The 19,722-nt window shown below is 53.9% G+C and carries 24 protein-coding genes; all 24 read right to left on the bottom strand.

All coding sequences use genetic code 11. The annotated features are described in order from the left end of the window. Positions 1-130 precede the first annotated feature (130 nt). The gene (locus OEZ10_07280; GenBank protein MDH5632782.1) at positions 131-661 is read right to left on the bottom strand and encodes a TlpA family protein disulfide reductase; all 531 of its coding nucleotides are present in this window, start codon (positions 659-661) and stop codon (positions 131-133) included. After that, entirely contained in the window at positions 649-1,212 is a 564-nt protein-coding gene (locus OEZ10_07275; GenBank protein ID MDH5632781.1) for a hypothetical protein, read from the bottom strand. Before OEZ10_07275 ends, OEZ10_07280 begins: the two co-directional genes overlap by 13 nt. Positions 1,213-1,214: 2 nt before the next feature. After that, entirely contained in the window at positions 1,215-1,985 is a 771-nt protein-coding gene (locus OEZ10_07270) for a VacJ family lipoprotein (GenBank protein ID MDH5632780.1), read from the bottom strand. 94 nt (positions 1,986-2,079) lie between these two features. Continuing rightward, positions 2,080-3,228: a DUF484 family protein gene (locus OEZ10_07265; protein MDH5632779.1), complete on the bottom strand. Its 1,149-nt coding sequence runs from the start codon at positions 3,226-3,228 to the stop codon at positions 2,080-2,082. A 39-nt stretch (positions 3,229-3,267) separates the two neighbouring features. Beyond that, positions 3,268-3,999 carry a DsbC family protein gene (locus OEZ10_07260; GenBank protein ID MDH5632778.1) on the bottom strand — a complete coding sequence of 244 codons (732 nt, stop codon included), beginning with the start codon at positions 3,997-3,999 and terminating at the stop codon, positions 3,268-3,270. Between the two features lie 281 nt (positions 4,000-4,280). Continuing rightward, complete coding sequence (locus tag OEZ10_07255) at positions 4,281-4,772, bottom strand: hypothetical protein (GenBank protein ID MDH5632777.1); 492 nt, start codon at positions 4,770-4,772, stop codon at positions 4,281-4,283. Beyond that, positions 4,772-5,572, bottom strand: a complete 801-nt coding sequence (locus OEZ10_07250; protein MDH5632776.1) for a ParA family protein — start codon at positions 5,570-5,572, stop codon at positions 4,772-4,774. Before OEZ10_07250 ends, OEZ10_07255 begins: the two co-directional genes overlap by 1 nt. Before the next feature lie 2 nt (positions 5,573-5,574). Then, complete coding sequence (gene motD, locus OEZ10_07245) at positions 5,575-6,384, bottom strand: flagellar motor protein MotD (protein MDH5632775.1); 810 nt, start codon at positions 6,382-6,384, stop codon at positions 5,575-5,577. A 21-nt stretch (positions 6,385-6,405) separates the two neighbouring features. Continuing rightward, on the bottom strand, positions 6,406-7,149 hold the full coding sequence (locus OEZ10_07240; GenBank protein MDH5632774.1) for a flagellar motor protein: 744 nt from the start codon (positions 7,147-7,149) through the stop codon (positions 6,406-6,408). A gap of 17 nt (positions 7,150-7,166) precedes the next feature. Continuing rightward, positions 7,167-8,015, bottom strand: coding sequence for a hypothetical protein (locus OEZ10_07235; GenBank protein ID MDH5632773.1), 849 nt, complete (start codon positions 8,013-8,015; stop codon positions 7,167-7,169). Positions 8,016-8,033: 18 nt separating this feature from the next. Beyond that, complete coding sequence (locus tag OEZ10_07230) at positions 8,034-8,789, bottom strand: protein phosphatase CheZ (protein MDH5632772.1); 756 nt, start codon at positions 8,787-8,789, stop codon at positions 8,034-8,036. 2 nt (positions 8,790-8,791) lie between these two features. Next, positions 8,792-9,184, bottom strand: a complete 393-nt coding sequence (gene cheY, locus OEZ10_07225; GenBank protein ID MDH5632771.1) for a chemotaxis response regulator CheY — start codon at positions 9,182-9,184, stop codon at positions 8,792-8,794. 54 nt (positions 9,185-9,238) lie between these two features. Continuing rightward, entirely contained in the window at positions 9,239-9,961 is a 723-nt protein-coding gene (locus OEZ10_07220; GenBank protein MDH5632770.1) for an RNA polymerase sigma factor FliA, read from the bottom strand. Further along, positions 9,958-10,806, bottom strand: coding sequence for a MinD/ParA family protein (locus OEZ10_07215; GenBank protein MDH5632769.1), 849 nt, complete (start codon positions 10,804-10,806; stop codon positions 9,958-9,960). Before OEZ10_07215 ends, OEZ10_07220 begins: the two co-directional genes overlap by 4 nt. A 53-nt stretch (positions 10,807-10,859) precedes the next feature. After that, positions 10,860-12,125: a flagellar biosynthesis protein FlhF gene (gene flhF, locus OEZ10_07210; GenBank protein ID MDH5632768.1), complete on the bottom strand. Its 1,266-nt coding sequence runs from the start codon at positions 12,123-12,125 to the stop codon at positions 10,860-10,862. 70 nt (positions 12,126-12,195) lie between these two features. Further along, positions 12,196-14,268: a flagellar biosynthesis protein FlhA gene (flhA, locus tag OEZ10_07205; GenBank protein MDH5632767.1), complete on the bottom strand. Its 2,073-nt coding sequence runs from the start codon at positions 14,266-14,268 to the stop codon at positions 12,196-12,198. Positions 14,269-14,273: 5 nt separating this feature from the next. Continuing rightward, on the bottom strand, positions 14,274-15,401 hold the full coding sequence (gene flhB, locus OEZ10_07200) for a flagellar biosynthesis protein FlhB (GenBank protein ID MDH5632766.1): 1,128 nt from the start codon (positions 15,399-15,401) through the stop codon (positions 14,274-14,276). After that, the gene (gene fliR / locus OEZ10_07195) at positions 15,401-16,180 is read right to left on the bottom strand and encodes a flagellar biosynthetic protein FliR (GenBank protein MDH5632765.1); all 780 of its coding nucleotides are present in this window, start codon (positions 16,178-16,180) and stop codon (positions 15,401-15,403) included. The genes flhB and fliR overlap by 1 nt, the downstream gene beginning before the upstream one ends. Before the next feature lies 1 nt (position 16,181). Next, positions 16,182-16,451: a flagellar biosynthesis protein FliQ gene (gene fliQ, locus OEZ10_07190; protein MDH5632764.1), complete on the bottom strand. Its 270-nt coding sequence runs from the start codon at positions 16,449-16,451 to the stop codon at positions 16,182-16,184. A gap of 11 nt (positions 16,452-16,462) precedes the next feature. After that, positions 16,463-17,209 carry a flagellar type III secretion system pore protein FliP gene (fliP, locus tag OEZ10_07185; protein ID MDH5632763.1) on the bottom strand — a complete coding sequence of 249 codons (747 nt, stop codon included), beginning with the start codon at positions 17,207-17,209 and terminating at the stop codon, positions 16,463-16,465. Further along, complete coding sequence (gene fliO, locus OEZ10_07180; protein ID MDH5632762.1) at positions 17,197-17,625, bottom strand: flagellar biosynthetic protein FliO; 429 nt, start codon at positions 17,623-17,625, stop codon at positions 17,197-17,199. Before fliO ends, fliP begins: the two co-directional genes overlap by 13 nt. Positions 17,626-17,633: 8 nt before the next feature. Continuing rightward, positions 17,634-18,032 carry a flagellar motor switch protein FliN gene (fliN, locus tag OEZ10_07175; GenBank protein ID MDH5632761.1) on the bottom strand — a complete coding sequence of 133 codons (399 nt, stop codon included), beginning with the start codon at positions 18,030-18,032 and terminating at the stop codon, positions 17,634-17,636. A gap of 15 nt (positions 18,033-18,047) precedes the next feature. Continuing rightward, positions 18,048-19,076, bottom strand: coding sequence for a flagellar motor switch protein FliM (gene fliM / locus OEZ10_07170; GenBank protein MDH5632760.1), 1,029 nt, complete (start codon positions 19,074-19,076; stop codon positions 18,048-18,050). A gap of 9 nt (positions 19,077-19,085) precedes the next feature. Next, positions 19,086-19,610 (bottom strand): flagellar basal body-associated FliL family protein, encoded by a 525-nt coding sequence (locus OEZ10_07165; GenBank protein MDH5632759.1) that lies wholly within the window; start codon positions 19,608-19,610, stop codon positions 19,086-19,088. Positions 19,611-19,722: the final 112 nt, after the last annotated feature.

Here is a 19,722-nt window from a genome sequence, read left to right as displayed (position 1 = left end):
CCAGGCCGGAGCCCGGCCCAAGGGCGCGCATTGTACAAGCTTCGAGAAAAAAAACAAAGCCAAATCCGGCACATAGACCGGAATTTTTGCATTCCCGGGCAGTCGACAAGGGCGCCGGGCAGGCGCCGACTCACTTGATCAGGCGCTTCAGAAATGTCCGGTACCCGGGTTCATCCCAGGGTCGGCCACCCAGCGCCTGGTAGCGGATTTTTCCGTCGGGATCGACCAAAAATGTGGCCGGCAACCCCCGCGGGTCCCAGGTTTCGGTGACCAGGCCGTCGGCGTCCAACGCCGACGTCAGGTCGGGTGCTGCATCACCGAGGAAGCTGAAGACCACGTCTTCCGGTTCCGAGGTATTCACCAGCAGGAATACCATGCCGACTTTGGTCAATTCTGCAGAAATGGCATCAACCTTGGGCATTTCCAAGCGACAGGGACCGCACCAGCTTGCCCAAAAATGCAGGAAGACCCACTGACCCCGGTAGGCGGACAAGCGCTGGGTATTTCCGTCGACATCCTTCAAGCTGAAATCCGGTGCAACCCTGCCATCCATGGCCCGAATCCCGGTTGGCAAATCGGCAGCAATTGTCGGCGTCGGCAGCACCATGATGGCCAGCGCCGATCCGACCAAAACCGCAGTGAGCCTGATTAATCGAGGCATTGGATATTCTCCACTTTGACGATCACCGGTCCGCCGGATTTATCCTTGCCCAGCGGAAACCGTGCGGTCAGGGTGACCGGGTTCATGTCGTTCCCGCTACGCACCAGCGTGATATTGCTGCCAATGTGCTCATCAGGAAACAGGTCGCGCTCCTGCGGCATTACTGTCCAGTTAAACGTGCTGATATGGGCCTGCTTGAGACCAAGTTGCTTCCAATGTTGTTTCCATTGGTCCCGTCCGCGATGCGTCAGCACCCTGCCGTGGCGATCGCGAAATTCCCATTGCGAGAGATCCATCCACAAGGTATCCCGGGTAAGATTATCTACACCGGTAGTAAGAAAACACGCCGAGGAAACTTCCCTTGCCTTGTCTGCCGGGAATCCCCGACCTTCGTAAAAGGCCTGCATTTGTTCGCTCGACCGTGAAATCATGACAAATTTCAGTTCCGGTCTATCAATGGAAATATCCGGTTTCCAGGCAGCATTGCCCAACGTGACGCCGGCAAAGAGCACGACAACACCGGCAAGACTTTGTGTAGCAGCTCGAAACATGATCATTTGCCGAACAGTAATTCGTCTTCTGCGGCACCGTTTTCTGCCGGCGGATTACCGTCATGAACCAGGTTCAGGCGTCGTTGACGATAGGCTTCACGTACGAATATATATTGATCGCCTGCTGCGGCCTGTTGCAACACGTCTTTTGTACCCAGCATCCTGGCGCGAATATCCACGACTTCCAGTGCAAACGCCCCCCAAGCCGCCGATGACGGCTCAACATGGGTGGTGGCACCGGTTGCCCAGTCACCTGCCCAGCCAACGCCATCACGAAGATTCTTCGGCCCCAGGAATGGCAATACCAGGTATGGACCGGCAGGAATACCCCACGCACCCAGCGTCTGACCAAAATCTTCTTCGTGCTTGACGAAGCCCATGGGTGTCGCCACATCAAACAGCCCGCCAATACCCATGGTCGTGTTGATCAGAAATCGCCCGGTGTCGCCAAAAGCGGCGACAATTTTTCCCTGTAACAGATCATTGATAATAATCGTCGGCTCAAACAGATTGCTGAAAAAATTCCCGACACGATTACGAACAAACTCCGGCGTAATCGCCTTGTAGCCCGTTGCTACCGGCTTCAACACATACTCGTCCACAGAATCATTGAAATCGAACATGGTTCGATTGAGTCGCTCCAGCGGATCATAGGGCGCAGGCTCTCCCTGAATCGTGGCGCAACCCGAACTGGCCAGCAACAAAACTGCCATGCCGAGCTGCACACAGCTTCTCCAGGTCTTTGCACCATACACGCTTGCCATACTCGACATTCCCCGAACTCCTCTTTTTGTTATCCGAACATAACAAAACCGGCTGAACGCAGGTATCAAAAAAACGCTGTCCAGACACCAGGGCCCGGTAAATTCAGGCGCAAATTACACGATTGCGCCCCTCTGCCTTGGCACGGTACAACGCCTTGTCTGCCTGTTGCAGCAACCAGCGGCCAGGATCGATGGCATTGTTACCGCCACCTGGTTCCAATATGGCTACTCCAAACGATGATGTCACCGAATCGAGGTTTGCTACCTTTTCGGTCCAGTCCAGCGCCTCGATGCGGCAACGCAGGCGCGCAGCAATTTCCATGGCTTCCTCAATATCCGTATCCGGCAATAACAGCACGAACTCCTCGCCGCCAAACCGGGCAATCACATCACTGGCGCGCAATTCTGCACCCAGTTCACGCGCAGCCTCCTGCAGCACCATGTCACCAGCCTGATGGCCGTGCTTGTCGTTAATTTGTTTGAAAAAGTCCAGGTCCGCCAGCAGGCAGGACAGCGGTTTGCCATGTCGACGCCAGCGGTCAATTTCTTCCTGCAGTCGTCGCTCGAAGAACCGGCGATTGGAAAGGCCGGTAAGCGGGTCGGTCAAGCCATCCTCACGCAACTGCTCATGAGCCATGGTGTTGGCCAGGCATACCGCCAGCACCGCGGAGAGATGATCCAGAAGATCGGTGGCTACATCAGCAGAAAAATGCTCGGGATCTATGCTGCCCTGGTTAAAGCTGCCTATGATCCTGTCCTTGAGAACCAGTGGCGCGATGGCTACCGAACCAAGCCTGCCCTTAAAGCGCGGAAACAGTTTTGACTGGATGTCGCCGCGACAATAACCAAGTACCGGCCTGTCAAATCGCGAGAACAACTCGTTCAGTGTGCCCGGGGATATGCGCTGGAATATGCAGTCCGGATTACCGGCAACGCCGGTATTTTCCAGCGTTCTCAACATGCGGAAATCCTCGTCGAAACAGCTGACCGAGATCGCATCAATACCATCAAATGATTCACGCACGGCATCACGCAGTACTGCAAATAACTCGGCAAGATCGTGCGTACCGATCAGGCTGATCTCGATGTAGCGAAACCCTTTCCAGACCTTTTCATTGTATTGCAGTTGCTGCTCCAGCATCTGCATGCGCTGCTGAAGCTCCAGGAGTTTCTCCATCTGGCCCATACCGGTGCGCCGGTTTATGGCCCGACCGGTAAGACTGCCTGTGAGAGTTTTCCTGATCAGCTTCATGCAGGCTCCCTTGCCCGGTGCCGATTACCGGTTTCACGGTTATTGTTTTGACATCGCCTGGTAGGCCTTGATGATTTCCGATGCTGGCTGATAGCCGTTGATAATAGTGCCGTCTTCCATAACCAGCATGGGCGTTCCATTCAGGCCCAGTTCCTGCCCCAGTCGCAAATGATCCGTCACCGGGTTGTCACAGGTCTTCATATCGATGGGTTTGCGTGCCTTGGCATCACCAATCGCCTTGGCTCGATCCTTGGAGCACCATACCGCCACGGCCTTGTTAAAGGACTCGGAACCCATACCGGCACGCGGGTAGAACAGGTAGCGCATTCGAATACCGGCTTCGTTGAGCTTCGGCACTTCAAGGTGCAACTTGGCGCAATAGCCACAATCCACGTCGGTGAACGCGGTCAGCGTATGCTTGGCATTTTTTGGACCAATAACCAGCATGCTGGACTCATCCACCTGGGCCAGACGTTTTTTGGTAATTTCCTGCTGGGCCACACGCGTCAGGTTGACCTGCTTTTCCAGGTCAATCAGGTTGCCAATAAACAGGTGGCGACCGTCATTTGTCGAATACATGATTCGACCACCGGCATGGATTTCATAGATTCCGGCGACAGGTGTCTTGCTTACCTTTGATATTTTCATACCACCAAGGCCTTTTTCGACGGTCGCCCGCAGGGAGTCCTCGGTTTTGCCCGCCCAGGCGGTGCTGCTGCTGATCCAGGCCGCAACCAGGCAGACCAGTAATACTGAAATACGTTTTGCCATATTATTCTCAATTCACCTTGCTAAACCACGATACAACTGCGCCGCGCGGAACCGGCTGGCGCGGCTCGGCACAGATATGAAAAACCTGTCTATAAAATCAAATGGGGTTAACGGGGAAAGTCCCGGCTCCGCCGTTACGACCAACCGGGTCCTTATACTATATTATATCGGCTGATATTGCTGCCAGATTTTTGGTGCGCGCCGGCACAATATCCGTCAATCGGCGCCGTTCATGCAGCTTCAGGGAATTTCATGCACGATAAGCGACATACACAGCATGATCAGAACCTGCCGGCAAATGCAGCCACCACCCCTGTATCGAGAACGGCGCATGCCGGTTGCGAACAGGTCGCCTCGAGCCAGTTTCGGCTCGTACGTTGCGTCCGGAAAACCAGGCTGCTTTCCGGCTGACGGAAATAACGTGGTTGTCGGCTCCATAAGGCGAGCTCATGCCCTGCCAGCACGACGAGGCAGGTATCCATACGCCCGGCTATTTCAGGAGGTTGCTGATCCTGCGGAAATACCAGTTCCGCCGGATCCAGCAGTCTTAAATGTCGCCCCTCGAATTTCATCACCCGGGTCTCGCGCCAGGCTGCTTCTGTTTCAGCATCTATATTATAGACAAGTGCTGCAACCTGTTCCGCCCACACCCCAAGACACAGGCCATGGCAATCAAACGCCTGCACATGATGCACGGACTCCGTGGCCGACAACAACAGTTCATCAATATACAAACTGACTGCCCGGGAGGACGAATGAATCGGGCCATCCATCAGCTCGCCACCTGTCTTGTCTGTGACTGCACACTGGACTGCACCAGCAGATCATCAAGCAATTGCGCATAGGCCTGCATACCACGCATACGGGCAACATAGGGCGCCCCGGTACTGCCAATTCGACTGAGATCACGGAAACGGGTATCCACCGGGATCACACCTTGCCAGACATCATCGTACGTATCCCTCAAGGCGGAAAGACTGTCGACCGAGGCACGCGTACGCTGATCATACAGTGTCGGCACAACCAGCGATGGGATCTCCAGGTGTTTTGATCGACAAACCATGGTCAGGGTATGGCGCATTCGCTCCAGGCCCTTGAGCGCAAGAAACTCGGTTTGCACCGGGATCACCAGGCGATCACAGGCGGCCACCGCATTGATTAACAGGATGCCCAGAACCGGCGGGCAATCGACTAACACGTAGTCTACTTTTTCTTCCAGTTGCTTCAGGCTGCCTTGCACCACCAGCCCCATTCCGCCACGATTCCCCAGTTGCCTGTCGAGCGTGGCCATGGCGCTGGACGCGGGCAACAGGTACAGGTTTCTTTCCTTCGTGGTCTTGATAACAGATTGCGGCCGCTCCGGTCGCCCTTCTGCTTCTGCCTGGAACAGGTTGTATACGCTACGTTCCATGGCATCAGGATCATGTCCGAAATAGGCTGTTAATGATCCATGGGGATCCAGGTCGAGCATCAATACACGATTACCGCGGGCAGCCAGCAAGCCCGCCAGCGATACCGTGGTCGTGGTTTTGCCGACTCCACCTTTCTGGTTGGCAATCGCCCACACCTGCATGACTACTGCTTCCTGCCGCGCACCAGGTCCAGCACGTACTCCGGTGCATCATCCGCAACAATAATCAGTTTGACCTTGCGATTCTGTCGACGCCCCTCCGGCGTATCATTGCTGGCAACCGGCCGGTACTCTCCATACCCAACTACCGATAGCCGGGACGGGTTCACGCCCTCTCGCTCAAACAAATGAATTACGCTGGCAGAGCGTGCCGCCGAAAGCTCCCAGTTGGTGGGATAGGCGACAGAATTAACTGCGATATTGTCCGTATATCCTTCAACCCGAATAACATTGGAATACGACTGGACGATACGGGCAATATTCAGCAACGGCTTCTGACCCTGTTCACGCAATTTTGCACTACCGCTGCCAAACAGCATTTCGGCATTAAGCTCCACTTCCAGCCAGAATTCTTCCTTTTTTACCTTGACCATATCATCAGCAAGCAACGGCGCCAGTGACTGGGTCAGACGGTTTTGCATTTTATCCAGAGCTTCCTGACCGGTTTCGGTGGCAGCGCCCTGGGGATGCGGGTTCAGCTCAAATGGTGACGGGTCCACCTGGGTATTCTCTGGCGGCTCGACAATGGAATTGGATGTTTCCGGGTTGCCGTCTTCAGGCTTTACCGGTTGCTTGTCGCGAGGCGCGAATGCCGATTCCAGCGATTCAGACAAGACCTTGTACTTGCCTTCGTTCACCGCCGATATGGCATACATAACAACAAAGAACGCGAACAACAGGGTAATAAAATCCGCATAGGAAACCATCCATCGCTCGGTGTTATCATGATGATCCTGTTTGCGTCGTCTCGACATAGCGTATTCCTGATCGTTAGCTTATTCCGGCGCAAATGCCTGCATGCGCAGATCAACGTTTCTCGGATTCTCGCCTTCCGAAATGGCGACCAGTCCCTCGGTTGCCATATCGCGCACGCGACTCTGGAACATCACCAGCGAACGCAACTTGTTGGCAACCGGAAGAAACACAAGATTGGCCATGCCGACGCCATAGATTGTTGCAACAAAGGCGACAGCAATTCCGGCGCCCAGCTTTGACGGGTCTCCGAGATTCTCCATGACATGGATCAGTCCCATGACTGCACCGATGATGCCAATTGTCGGGCTGTAACCGCCGAGGGATTCGTACACCTTCGACGCCTCGAGTGCAGCATTTTCCTTTTCGCCCTTGTCGATTTCGAGAATATTGCGTATGGACTCGGGCTCGGAACCATCAACAAGAAGTTGCAGGCCACGCTGCATAAATCCGTCCCGTTCACCCTCAACCATGGTTTCAAGACCCAGCAGGCCTTCCCGACGTGCAATATTGGCCCACATCAGTATGCGCTTGCGCACCTTTTCATCATTGGCAGCCGGGGGAAATATAATCCAGGACAGCATCCTGACGGAGCGACGAAATACCGGCATCGGCGTCTGTAACAATATTGCTCCCAGAGAACCGCCGAAGACGATCAGTAACGCAGTGGGCTGCACCAGCGAATCAAGATGTCCGCCTTCAAGAGCATTGCCGCCAAGAATGGCCACCAATCCAAAGACAATGCCTAGTAAACTCAACAAATCCATGTGCGGGCATTCCCGGTTCAGGTTGAAGGATCGGGTTGTATATCCCTGATCAGTGCTGATGCTCCAAGGACAGTGATCAGCCTGCCATCACTTTCCTTGGCATGACCCCTTATATACGGGTGCGCATGCAGGCGGCCATCAAAAAAATGGCATTTTAGTCTTGCTATGGATGGCAATGATGGAACTAGAATGACTGCGTCACCTGTTTCGTCCGACAGGACAGCAGCATAACGATGACTTGATGTCGAGAAACCGGACAAGTTCATGGCAACAGGCAGCTCACACGGTTCTCCCGAATCGACAACACGATCAATGGATGCCACGCTGACAGCCAGCGGATTGCTGATATTGCCAAACAACATAAAGCAGTCATCATTGCCCCTGGTCATGGACAGCTTTACATTCAATGCCGCCAGGTCAAGAGTGTCGATCAATTCATCGGTAGCATCATAATCTGCAACCGAATTGACCACCTGGTTGAATTTCTTCAACGCATCATCGAGCCCGGCATGCGTGTCCGGCTTTTCTCCGGATAACCGGAGCTGTGGCTTGCCGGTTCCCGAACCAGCATCCTGCCAGCGTTGAATCATCATGAACTCGTTATCGGTAAAAGGTCCGGACCGCTGCTCCCAGCAATCCTTGATACCGGATTCCGGTTCTTGCCTGCCGTCTACGACAGGCTCAGCATCACTTTTCAGACCAGTCTCGGGCAAGTTCGCCTCCATGGGTGCCGTTCCCAGCGCCTTGAACCGATGCAACAATGATTCAAATCGTTCATCATCAATCCCGTGTTGTTTCTGACCGCCGTCACTGACCAGGCCAGCCAACATTTCTTCAAAGGCCTTGTCAGCGGGGTCCCTGCTCATAAGATTCACCGGGCAAAATCAGAAGCCCAGGCTGGACAGCAGGTCATCCACTTCATCCTGGCTACGCACCGCCTCGGCCTTGTCGACCCCGGGAATCTGTGGACCTTCTGCCTTGGTAGAATCCTCGACTAGGCCCTTGCCCTTGTCGACCGAACCCAGGCTGCCCGTCATCTTTCCTGACAATCTGACGAGATTGACCAGGTTATCCTCAACCTCGCCTACCAGTGAAATGACACGGCGGATAACCTGGCCGGTAAGATCCTGGAACTCCTGGGCCATAAGCACGGTAGACAGGTGACCTGATATATTCTGGCTGCTTCCGGATACTTCAGGTATAAAAGTGGATAAACGCCTGCACAGGCCACGAAAGTCCTCTGCTTCCATGTCACGACGCATGAACCTGATCCACTCTTCCTCGATATCTTCAGCCTGCTTCTTCAGATCATCACAAACCGGCATCGCATCTTCAACTGCAGTGAGTGTCTTGTTGGCCGCTTCGTCAGTCATGTTGATAACATGACTCAGTCTTGCCTTGGCGTCCGGTATTTCGTCGGACGCCAGCTCGGATATACGATCATCAAGCTCAAATGATCTGAGTGCATTGTGCAACTCGCGTGTCAGCTTGCCGATTTCCTGGTACAGCCCGCTTTCACGTACACGCGTCATGCTGTCCATAATGCTTTCTGCCGACTCCACGTCGCCCGCTTCGAGACTCTGTACCAGCTGCCTGGCCTGATCAATGTCAAAACCGTTTACATTTGCCTGTTCATACATGATCAAGCTCCTGATTCAATGCGCTCGAAGATCTTGGTGATCTTTTCTCTCAGGGTCTCCGCGGTAAACGGTTTGACAATATAACCGTTCACCCCGGCCTGGGCGGCACGCACAATCTGCTCCTTCTTCGCCTCTGCTGTTACCATCATTACCGGCAGGTTTGCCAGCTTCGCGTCAGCACGCACTTCCTGCAACAAGTCAATTCCCTGCATCTGCGGCATATTCCAGTCGGTCACAAGAAAATCAAAGTTTCCGTTCCGCAATTTTGGCAACGCTGTCGCTCCATCGTCAGCTTCTTCGATGTTCTGGAAACCCAGCTCATTGAGTAAATTTCTGACTATTCTTCTCATCGTGGAAAAATCATCCACTATAAGAATCTTCATGTTTTTATCCATGACTATCTCCAGACACATTCCATAAATACAATGACATCATGCTTCACCGATTGTTTATTCATCCCTGGTCAGCCTGCTGCGCAACCTGGCTATTGCCTGACCATGTATCTGACACACTCTCGATTCACCGACGCCAAGAACTTCACCGATCTCACGAAGATTCAGCTCTTCATCGTAATACAGGGACATCACCAGTCGATCACGTTCCGGCAAACCGGCGATGGCTTCGGTAACGGCATTCTGAACATCCCGGGAATTCAGATGCTGTTGCGGATCATCAGCACTGTCATACATGCCGTGATCCAGTATCTCGTTATCAATACCGATATCCTCGAAACCGACAACTTTGTGGCCATTGATATCCCGGACAATCTCGAAATACTCGTCAAGACTGACGCCCATCTCTTCTGCCACCTCCGCATCACGCGCATCCCTGAACGTACGGCTTTCCACGCGCTGCATGGCGTCGGACACGCTGCGCACCTTTCGATGCACGCTTCGTGGCGCCCAGTCACTGCGACGAATCTCGTCTATCATGGCACCACGTGCACGAATACCCGCATAGGTTTCAAAATTCGCGCCATGCGAAGGATCATAATTGCGCGAGGCTTCCAGCAGCCCTATCAGTCCGGCCTGGACCAGGTCATCCGGCTGCACACTGGCCGGCAATCGTCCGGCCAGGTGATACGCGATTCGTTTCACCAACGGTACATACTTTTCTATCAACTCATTCTGACTACGCGTCTCAGTCGCTGCATAGGCTTCGAGCTGGCTCATGCTATTGCCTCCGTCCGGTCACTACGACCTGCAATCAGCCTTTCAAAGAAGAATTGCAAATGACCCTGCGGATACTCTGCTACCGGCCATTTATCGACACTTTCACCCAGCTTCTTGAATGCACGTGACGACCGGCTGCCAGGATATGCTTCCATCACAGCCTTCTGTTTTTGAACACTCTTTCTGACGTATTCATCATTGGGAATGGACCCGACATATTCCAGAGAAACATCAAGGAATCGATTTGCAACCAGGGATAACTTGGCAAACAACTCGGCCCCCTCGCGTTGCGAGTGAGCCATATTGGCAAGAACACGAAACCGGCGAATACCGAAATCCCTGTTCAATACCTTAATCAATGCATAGGCATCGGTAATGGATGCCGGTTCGTCACACACCACCACCAGCACCTCGTTGCAGGCGCGGCTCAAGGTAGTAACGGTCTCGGCAATGCCGGCAGGCATATCAACAATCAACACGTCAACACCGTGGCCGATTTCATTGAAACCGGTTACCAGTCCTGCAACTTCCTGTGCACCCAGGCCGGCCATGCGACGTACACCCGATGCCGCGGGAATAATCTGCACTCCTCGCGGACCGGTAACAATGACGTCATCGAGCGAACAATCACCATTCAGTACATGGGACAGGTTATACATCGGGCTTATACCCAACAACACATCAACATTGGCCAACCCCATGTCCGCGTCCAGGATCATTACCCTTTTCCCCGCCTCGGCCAGGGCCAATGCCAGATTGATGGAAACATTGGTTTTGCCAACGCCGCCCTTGCCACTGGCAACCGCGATGACCTTGACCGGATCGTTGGCGGACAGGTTTCTCAGGCTCTGCGCCTGGTCCGGCTGGGAAGCCGTCAGTCTTGCAGCTCTTGTCATCCTCATGCCACCGCCATACCGGATTGCTGGGAATCAGACTGGTTCGCCAGCGTGACAGCACGTGATATCACCATGTGCGCCTTGGCTGAAGCCAGGTCTTCAGGTACACGTTGTCCATCACTGACATAGGCAAGCGGCAGAACCTGGTCTATCAACACACTGAGAGAAATACCGAGGCGATCCACCTCATCAATCTTGGTGAGGATGGCGCCGGTCAGCCGGGTCTTGCCAAACGCCTTGATGGATTCAATCATGCTGCGCTTGCGCGTTGCCGCTGACAGCACCAGGTAGGTTTTGACCCGCGCAGCACCTTCGCTGATGATGGACAGCTGTTTGCCCAACCTGACATCACGCTGGCTCATGCCCGCGGTATCAATCAGCACCAGCTTCTTTCGGGAAAGCTCCCTGAGCACTTGCTGCAATTCATGCGCACTGGTGGCGACATAAAACGGAATGTCCATCATTCTCGCATAGGATCGCAGTTGCTCCTGGGCGCCGATCCGATAATTGTCCATGGTCACCAGTGCTACCTGGCTGGAACCGTGTCGCACACTGAACCGGGCGGCCAGCTTGGCGATGGTAGTGGTCTTGCCTACTCCTGTCGGGCCGACTAGCGCGACAACGCCTCCCTGCGTGAGAATGTCATCGTCAGTAACGCGAACAAGGTGCGCAAGCACGGCCAACGCATTCTGCCAGGTCATTTCCATACCTGATCTTTCCAGCAGGATGTCGATTACCTTGCGGCACAGCCGTGGACTCAACTCCAGTTTTAACAGGCGACTCAGTAATTCAGATTGCCCGGGGTTACGGCGCGCCTGGTCTTTCCAGATCAGGCTGGTCATTTGTGATTCCAGCGTGCCCCGAAGCGAACGGATTTCTTCCTGCATACTCTCCAGTGCCGGCAGCGAATGTTCACGCTTTTGCGTTTTGCTCTTGCCCGAAGCAGGGCTTGCAGGTGCGGTTTCCGGTTGTGAAATACGCGGACGGCGATAAGGGCTTGCGGACTCCTGCTGGCTTACAGGTCTTGCCGGTGCAGCCACCGCTGCCGGTACCTGTTTCACCGGCTGACGACCAGGTTCCTGGCGGTTACTTCCGGCAGTCATGGCCGGGTCTGCCAGCAACACCTCATCGAAGTCGATGGCGGCCACAATTTCAACACCGCCTTTTACATTGCGATTGGACAGGATAACGGCATCAGGGCCCTGGTCAGCCCGGACTTTCTGAATGGCTTCGCGAATGGTACTCGCAAAGTAACGTTTGATTCTCATGCCTGTTCCTCGATTCCAGCGCCTTCAAAGGCATTGGTTCACACACTGGATATTCATAACGCCGTTATACTCAAGCCTGCCCGCCAACACTGGCGACAACCTGGATACCTCGTGACTCCGGTACCTCGTTGTAGGCAAGCACCCATGCATCCGGCAAGGCGTGACGAATAAATCTCGCCAGTGGCATACGTAGCTGTGGCGACACCAGTAAAACTGCCGGCTGACCCAGGGATTCCTGCCTGTTGGCCTGATCAACTATGGACTTGAGCAGTTGGTCCGCCAGGCCGGGCTCCATCGCAAATCCGTCACCGTTTTGGCCTTGCATACCCTGTTGCAATAACTGTTCCAGCATTGGATCAAGGGTAATTACCGGCAAATCATCCCTGTGCCCGGCAATTTGCTGGACTATGGTCCGGCCAAGCGCCACACGTACGGCGGCCGTCAGAATTTCGGCATCCTGGGTACGCAGGCTGTGCTCTGCCAAAGTTTCGGTAATGGTGCGCATATCGCGCACGGGAATACGTTCGCGCAGCAATGCCTGAAGAACCTTGTGGATTAATCCCAACGGCAGGCGATCGCTGACAAGATCCTCAACCAGTTTTGGCGCCGATACCTTGAGCTTGTCCAGCAACTGCTGAACATCTTCATAAGACAGGATTTCGTATATGTGCTGCTGGATTAACTGGCTCAGATGGGTTGCCGCGACAGTGCTGGAATCAACAACCGTATATCCCAATGTCTGCGCATGTTCACGTTGAGCCGGATCAATCCAGACAGCATCAAGTCCAAAAGCGGGGTCCTTGCCGGGTATGCCTTCAAGCTGTCCGTATACCTGGCCCGGATTGATGGCCAGGTCACGATCCGGATACAGTTCGGCTTCCGCCACCATGGCGCCCATTATCGAGATTCGGTAACTGCTGGGCTGCAAGGTGAGGTTGTCCTTGATATGCACCGATGGCACCAGGAAGCCCAGCTCCTGTGACAACTTTTTGCGCACACCCTTGATACGCGCCATCAGCTGCCCACCCTGGTTCTTGTCCACCAGCGGAATAATGCGGTAACCCACTTCGAAACCGATTACATCCACGGTTTCGACATCGTCCCAGTTGAGATCGCGCTGTTCTACCGGCGGCGCCTGGGTTGTGTCTGCGACAACCGGTTCCTCTTTCACCTGTCTGCGCTGATGTATGTACCAGGCACCGATACCCGCTGCCGTGGCCAGCAAAAGGAAAGCCAGGTTGGGCATTCCCGGAATCAGGCCGATGCCGCCCATGACTGCCGACGTGACGGCCAGGGCACGTGGATCGGCAAACAATTGACTGAGAATCTGCTGGCCCATGTCCTGGCTTTGCGAAACACGCGTCACCATGATTGCCGAGGCTGTAGACAGTACCAGTGAGGGTACTTGCGCCACCAGGCCATCACCTATGGTCAACAAGGTGTAATACTGTACCGCTTCCGACAATGACAAGTCATGCTGTGCCATGCCGATGGCCAGGCCGCCAATGACATTAATAAACAGGATCAGGATCCCGGCAACAGCATCACCACGAACAAACTTTGATGCGCCATCCATGGAGCCGTAGAAATCCGCTTCCTGGGATATCTCCAGGCGACGCGCCCTGGCTTCGTCTGGATTAATGAGCCCGGCATTAAGATCCGCATCAATCGCCATTTGTTTGCCGGGCATGGCATCAAGGGTAAACCGTGCCGACACCTCAGACACGCGGCCCGCACCCTTGGTGACCACCACAAAGTTAATAATCACCAGCACGCCGAATACAACAAGGCCAACGGCATAATTGCCGCCAACGACGAATTCGCCAAATGCCTGGATCACCTTGCCGGCCGCGTCAGTACCGGTATGCCCTTCCAGCAACACGACCCGGGTTGACGCAATATTAAGAGCAAGACGCAACAATGTTGCCAGCAACAACACGGTCGGAAACGCAGCAAAATCCAGCGGGCGCTCGCTGTACACCGCCGCCAGCACAACAACAATGGCCAGCGCAATATTAAAGGTAAAGAACACATCGAGCATGATTGCCGGCAACGGCAGAACCATCATGGCCAGCAGCGTTACCAGCATGATCGGCGTGCCCAAATGACTGCCGGATAACACTCTTCCTGCGACTCCTTGCATGGCCATTATTTTCTGAGCTCCTCGGGAATCGGAAGATCCTTGATAAGGTTTGCCGCCTTTTTCGGAGATGCAACCTTGTTGCGTACCTGGTGTACATAGGCCAGAACCCTGGCCACCGCGAGATACAACCCTTCCGGTATCATCTGGTTAAGCTCGGTATGGAAGTAAATGGATCGTGCCAGTGGCGGTGCCGACACCATGACAACACCGTGCTCGGTGGCAACACGTCGAATACTTTCAGCCACGGCATCGACGCCCTTGGCTACAAGAACAGGGGCACCCATTTCGGTTTCGCTGTACTTGAGGGCAACCGCGTAATGCGTCGGGTTGGTAATAATGACATCTGCCTTGGGTACTTCCGCCATCATGCGGCGCTGGGCAACTTCCTGTTGCAGGCGTCGAATCTTTCCTTTCACTTCCGGATTTCCGTCTGTCTCCTTCATCTCGTCCTTGATTTCCTGGCGGGTCATACGCAGTTCCTTGTGGTGGTTCCACAACTGGAACGGTACGTCTACCGCAGCAATAACAAGCAAGGACGCACTCAGCAAAACGAACGAAGCACCGACAATAGTGAACGATGAAGCAAGAGCCGGTTCGAACGGCATGTTTGTCAGGCCGGCCAAGTGATCAGCAGACAACCAGATCGCCAGTACCGACCCGGCCAGAACCACAAAGAACTTCAATACCGCCTTGACCAACTCAACCAGGCCCTTTACCGAGAATACGCGGCCAAGCCCCTTGATCGGGTTGAGGCGCTCCCACTTGAGCGCCAGCGCTTGCATGGAAAATGACCAGCCGCTTACCAGCATGGTAGAGCCGATTGCAGCAGCAACCAGGGCCAGCAACAGGGGTGCAGCCACGGCCAGGGCATGCCAGGCTCCTTCGAGCAACGCGCTGGTCATGGCGTCTTCCGCAAGCAAGGCATTCCGGTCAAGCGATAACGTAGACTGGAACAGCTTTTCAAAAGAGACGCGCCAGTATTGTCCACCGGCAACAAAGATTGATGATGCCATCAGTAATACGATGGTCATGGTCAGTTCCCGCGAACGTGCTACCTGGCCCTTTTTGCGCGCGTCCTCAAGACGCTTGGGGGTAGGCTGTTCGGTGCGTTCCTGTGCCGGTGTATCTGCCATTAACCCGCTCCCAGCAGCCTGGCCACCAGTGGTTGCCAGCCGTCAACAACAAGCAAAGTCATCCTGGAAACCATGCCTTCCAGGGTTATGAGCATGAGCACGAACCCGCCGAGCATGGTCAACGGAAAACCGACCGCAAAAATATTCAGTTGCGGTGCCGCACGCGCCATCACACCAAAAGCCAGGTTGATGATCAGCAACGCGGTAACAATAGGCAATGCCAGAAGCACTGCCATTTCTAGCATGACTTTTCCAATATAGACGATGTCAGTTATGCCGATATTGGCCAGCGCAAGACTCCCGATTGGAACAATCCTGTAGCTTTCCAGAATCGCAGACAACACGCCCAGGTGCGCGTTGGTAGACATGAACAACAGCGTTGCCAGAACGATATAGAATTGACTGAGTACAGGCACATTAATGCCATTGGCCGGGTCAATCATTGAAGCAAAGCCCAGGCCCATCTGCATGGCAATAATCTGGGCACCGTGAATAATCGCCGAGAACACAACATTAATACCAAGACCGATCAACAGGCCGACCAGAATTTCCTGGACTATGATTCCTGCCCCAAGCCAGCTGCCGATCTCTCCATGCGCAGGAACCTCGATCATCGGCGCAATGACCGCGACCAGCACAAGCACAAGGGCAATACGAATTCGTGCCGGCAGCATACGGTTGCCATATAGCGGCAATACCATCAACGCTGACGAGATTCGCATCAATGGAAACATGAATCCATTGATCATTTCGTGAATCGTGGCATCTGTTACAACCATATCAGCCTATCAACCCGGGTATGTTTCCGAGCAAGCGCGTGAAGTAATCCACCAGCAGGCGCAACATCCAGGGCCCCGCCACCACCATTACACCAAAGGTCACAAGCAACTTGGGAATAAAACTCAAGGTCATTTCATTTATTTGTGTCGCTGCCTGGAACAGGCTGACCAGGAGACCTACGGCCAGTGCCGGCAACAACAATACACTCAGCAACAGAACCATTATCTCAATGGCATGTTGTCCGATCATTATGACTGTCTGTATTGTCATGTATCCCCCGTTCAGGCATTGAAACTGTTGGCCAGGGTTCCCATGACCAGCGTCCAGCCATCCACCATCACGAACAACATGATCTTGAACGGAAGGGATATCATCATTGGTGACAACATCATCATACCCATGGACATCAGCACGCTCGCTACAACAAGATCGATTATGAGAAACGGTATAAAGACAATGAAACCGATCTGGAATGCGGTTTTCAGCTCACTGGTAATAAAGGACGGAACAATTACCCTGAATGGCACCTTGTCCAATTCCACGTCTTCGGCAAGGCCGGCCATACCGGAGAACATTGCCAGGTCATTGTGCCGGGTCTGCGACAACATGAAGGCGCGCAATGGCTTTTCCGCCTGCTCCAGCGCCTTGTTGAAGCTGAGGCGATTTTCCGTGTACGGCTCGAGGGCGTTGTCATAAACGGAGCTGAACACCGGCGCCATGATAAACAGGGTCATGAAAAACGCCAGTCCAAGCAGAATCTGGTTTGTCGGTGTCTGCGCCGTGCCCAGGGCATGACGCAGTATCCCGAGAACAATAATGATGCGCATGAATGACGTCATCATGATCATGGCAGCCGGAACAAAGGTCAGTGCAGTCATTGCCAGCAGCACCTGGATGTTGATGCTGTATTCCTGGCCACCGCCCGTTGCCGGTTTCACGGTCAGGGCAGCGATGCCGTCCTTTGCCTCGACCGGCAACACAGGCAGTATCAACAGCATGCAGGCTGCAGCAAGCCTTATTTTTTCCATTTCAGCACTTCCAGCAAATCATTGAACCGCGTGCGGCCGGCAACTGCATCGGTGCCGGGATGATCACCGGGCTGCGTTGAAGACTCCAGTTCTGCAACAAGATTGATTGATCCCGGCGTCATGCCGAGCAACAACCTTCTGCCTTCAACCTCAACTACGACCAGTTTTTCACGCGACCCGAGGGCAAGACCGCCATCTATACGCAGGCCGGAGGATCCTCCGTAACTGACGCCCAGCAATCGGCGGCTCAGCCAGGCCAATACGAATATGGCCACAATAACCACCAGGACGCCGACCGCAAGACTGATTACACTGCCGGCAGTATCAATAGTGTCCGCCTTGTTCAGTGGCGTCTCTGCCAAAACCGAGACCGGCGCAATCGCCATCAGGCCAGCCTTGCTTCCTGTTTTTATCATGTTACTGCCTAGCGCAACTTGCGAATGCGTTCGGCCGCCGTAACAACATCAGTCAGGCGAATACCGAATTTTTCATTAACCACTACCACTTCACCGTGGGCGATCAGTGTTCCGTTAACCTTGACATCCATCGGCTCTCCGGCGAGTCGATCCAGCTCGACCACGGAACCCTGGTTCAGTTGCAACAGGTTGCGAATCGATATCAGCGTATGGCCAATTTCCATCGAAATGGTTACAGGGATGTCCAGTATGGATTCAATATCCACATCTTCAGCCTGCCCTGCCTCGTCCACGAGGTTTTCCATATCCGCCTTTTTGACTTCACCGGATTTCTTCCTGTTTTCTTTTGTTACATCGCCATTCAGCAATGCATCAACATCGTGTTGAGCCATGCCTTGATCACTCATCTCGGTAATCCTCGTTTACGATTTATTCTGCGCTGCTGCCTTGGCGCTGGCAGCTGCCTTGACCACGTCGTTTTCAATACGTTCGACGATTTTCAGTGCCGCGTAACCGCCACTGACACCGTATTTGCACTGGAACACGGGAACGCCCTCTATGGTCGCCGTTACCGTCTCCGGGATATCAATAGGAATTACATCACCCGGCTGAATCCCGCGCAGGTCGCGTAGCGAAATTTCGGTTTCCACCAGGTTCCCCCTGAGCTCAACCTTGGCAGCTTTCATTTCGTGGCGCAGCGCCGCTATCCAGCGGTCATCCACATCGGCCCGGTCGCTCTGGACACCCGCAACCAGCAGCTCCCGAATCGGCTCGAGCATCGAATACGGCATGGTCACATGAAGATCACCACCACCACCGTCCAGCTCTATATGGAAGTTCGCCATGACCACCACTTCACTCGGACTGACGATATTGGCGAATTGTGGATTGACTTCCGAGTTCAGGTATTCGAAATCCACTTCCAGTACCGGCATCCAGGCTTCCTTCAGATCGGCAAACGCCTGGTTCAGGATCATGCGAATCACCCGCATTTCAGTCGGCGTGAATTCTCGCCCCTCTATCTTCGCGTGAAACCGTCCATCTCCACCGAAGAAGTTGTCCACCAGTATGAACACCAGGCGAGGCTCAATGATAATCAGCCCGGTTCCGCGAAGCGGCTTGACGCGGATCAGGTTAAGATTTGTCGGAACATAAAGGCTGTGCACATATTCGGAGAACTTGATCATCTGCACTTCGCCGACCGAAATTTGCGGTGTACGGCGCAACATATTGAACAGGCTTATGCGGAAATACCGGGCGAACCGCTCATTGAGCATTTCCAGCGTTGGCATTCGACCACGAACAATGCGATCCTGGTTACCAAGATCATAGTTCTTGATCCCGCCCTGCTCGACAATAGCATCGGCTTCCGCCTGCAAATCCTTGTCATCGATGCCATGCAACAGCGCATCGATTTCATTTTGTGACAGTACTTCACTTGCTGCTGGCATGGCGATAACCTACTGCATCACAAAGCCGGTGAAATAGACGGATTCAACACCGTCTTCCCCGGTATGCTGTTTGACAATGGCGTTTATCGCCTCGTGAATTTTTACCCGCAGCGCTTCCTTTCCCTCCATGGATGAAAGTGACTCCAGCGTTTCGCTGCCTATGATCAACACCAGCGAATTGCGAATGGCGGGCATGTGCAGATTCACAGCGTCAGCAACCGGCTGCTTGAATGTTGATACCTGCATGGCCAACTGCAGGAAACGCATGCGTTTCCCGGGTGAAGAAAAATTGACAATAAACGGCGGGTCCAGGGGTACGTACATCGCAACAGGTGCCGGCGCGGCATCCTTGCCGCCTTCCTGGGTTTTTGCATCCTTGCTTTCGGCAGCGTCCTTGTCATCACCGCCGGCAAACATGAACCAAGCACCGACGCCGCCCAACAGCAGCACCAGTGCTACAACAACAATTATGATGATCTTTTTTTTGCTGTTAGGCGCAACCGCACCTTCTGCAGCTTCCTGGTCTTTGGGCATCCCGGCTTTCTCCATGATCAACAATCGTCTGCAGCAGATGTTGCAAGACGTATGCCACCATGAAGCAAGTTGTAAGCATCTGAATTGACAGGGGTTTGGTTATTGTAAACAG

The organism is Gammaproteobacteria bacterium (assembly GCA_029880545.1).
Lineage (GTDB): Bacteria > Pseudomonadota > Gammaproteobacteria > Acidiferrobacterales > SZUA-150 > JAOUOD01.
The sequence above is the reverse complement of the archived record's forward strand: the minus strand, read 5'-3'. Positions and strand labels throughout refer to the sequence as shown.

Bases quoted from the DNA above. Each gene is read 5' to 3' on its own strand.
- OEZ10_07280 (MDH5632782.1), bottom strand. From the start codon at position 661: ATGCCTCGATTAATCAGGCTCACTGCGGTTTTGGTCGGATCGGCGCTG.
- OEZ10_07275 (MDH5632781.1), bottom strand. From the start codon at position 1,212: ATGTTTCGAGCTGCTACACAAAGTCTTGCCGGTGTTGTCGTGCTCTTT.
- OEZ10_07270 (MDH5632780.1), bottom strand. From the start codon at position 1,985: ATGTCGAGTATGGCAAGCGTGTATGGTGCAAAGACCTGGAGAAGCTGT.
- OEZ10_07265 (MDH5632779.1), bottom strand. From the start codon at position 3,228: ATGAAGCTGATCAGGAAAACTCTCACAGGCAGTCTTACCGGTCGGGCC.
- OEZ10_07260 (MDH5632778.1), bottom strand. From the start codon at position 3,999: ATGGCAAAACGTATTTCAGTATTACTGGTCTGCCTGGTTGCGGCCTGG.
- OEZ10_07255 (MDH5632777.1), bottom strand. From the start codon at position 4,772: ATGGATGGCCCGATTCATTCGTCCTCCCGGGCAGTCAGTTTGTATATT.
- OEZ10_07250 (MDH5632776.1), bottom strand. From the start codon at position 5,572: ATGCAGGTGTGGGCGATTGCCAACCAGAAAGGTGGAGTCGGCAAAACC.
- motD (MDH5632775.1), bottom strand. From the start codon at position 6,384: ATGTCGAGACGACGCAAACAGGATCATCATGATAACACCGAGCGATGG.
- OEZ10_07240 (MDH5632774.1), bottom strand. From the start codon at position 7,149: ATGGATTTGTTGAGTTTACTAGGCATTGTCTTTGGATTGGTGGCCATT.
- OEZ10_07235 (MDH5632773.1), bottom strand. From the start codon at position 8,015: ATGAGCAGGGACCCCGCTGACAAGGCCTTTGAAGAAATGTTGGCTGGC.
- OEZ10_07230 (MDH5632772.1), bottom strand. From the start codon at position 8,789: ATGTATGAACAGGCAAATGTAAACGGTTTTGACATTGATCAGGCCAGG.
- cheY (MDH5632771.1), bottom strand. From the start codon at position 9,184: ATGGATAAAAACATGAAGATTCTTATAGTGGATGATTTTTCCACGATG.
- OEZ10_07220 (MDH5632770.1), bottom strand. From the start codon at position 9,961: ATGAGCCAGCTCGAAGCCTATGCAGCGACTGAGACGCGTAGTCAGAAT.
- flhF (MDH5632768.1), bottom strand. From the start codon at position 12,125: ATGAGAATCAAACGTTACTTTGCGAGTACCATTCGCGAAGCCATTCAG.
- flhA (MDH5632767.1), bottom strand. From the start codon at position 14,268: ATGCAAGGAGTCGCAGGAAGAGTGTTATCCGGCAGTCATTTGGGCACG.
- flhB (MDH5632766.1), bottom strand. From the start codon at position 15,401: ATGGCAGATACACCGGCACAGGAACGCACCGAACAGCCTACCCCCAAG.
- fliR (MDH5632765.1), bottom strand. From the start codon at position 16,180: ATGGTTGTAACAGATGCCACGATTCACGAAATGATCAATGGATTCATG.
- fliQ (MDH5632764.1), bottom strand. From the start codon at position 16,451: ATGACAATACAGACAGTCATAATGATCGGACAACATGCCATTGAGATA.
- fliP (MDH5632763.1), bottom strand. From the start codon at position 17,209: ATGGAAAAAATAAGGCTTGCTGCAGCCTGCATGCTGTTGATACTGCCT.
- fliO (MDH5632762.1), bottom strand. From the start codon at position 17,625: ATGATAAAAACAGGAAGCAAGGCTGGCCTGATGGCGATTGCGCCGGTC.
- fliN (MDH5632761.1), bottom strand. From the start codon at position 18,032: ATGAGTGATCAAGGCATGGCTCAACACGATGTTGATGCATTGCTGAAT.
- fliM (MDH5632760.1), bottom strand. From the start codon at position 19,076: ATGCCAGCAGCAAGTGAAGTACTGTCACAAAATGAAATCGATGCGCTG.
- OEZ10_07165 (MDH5632759.1), bottom strand. From the start codon at position 19,610: ATGCCCAAAGACCAGGAAGCTGCAGAAGGTGCGGTTGCGCCTAACAGC.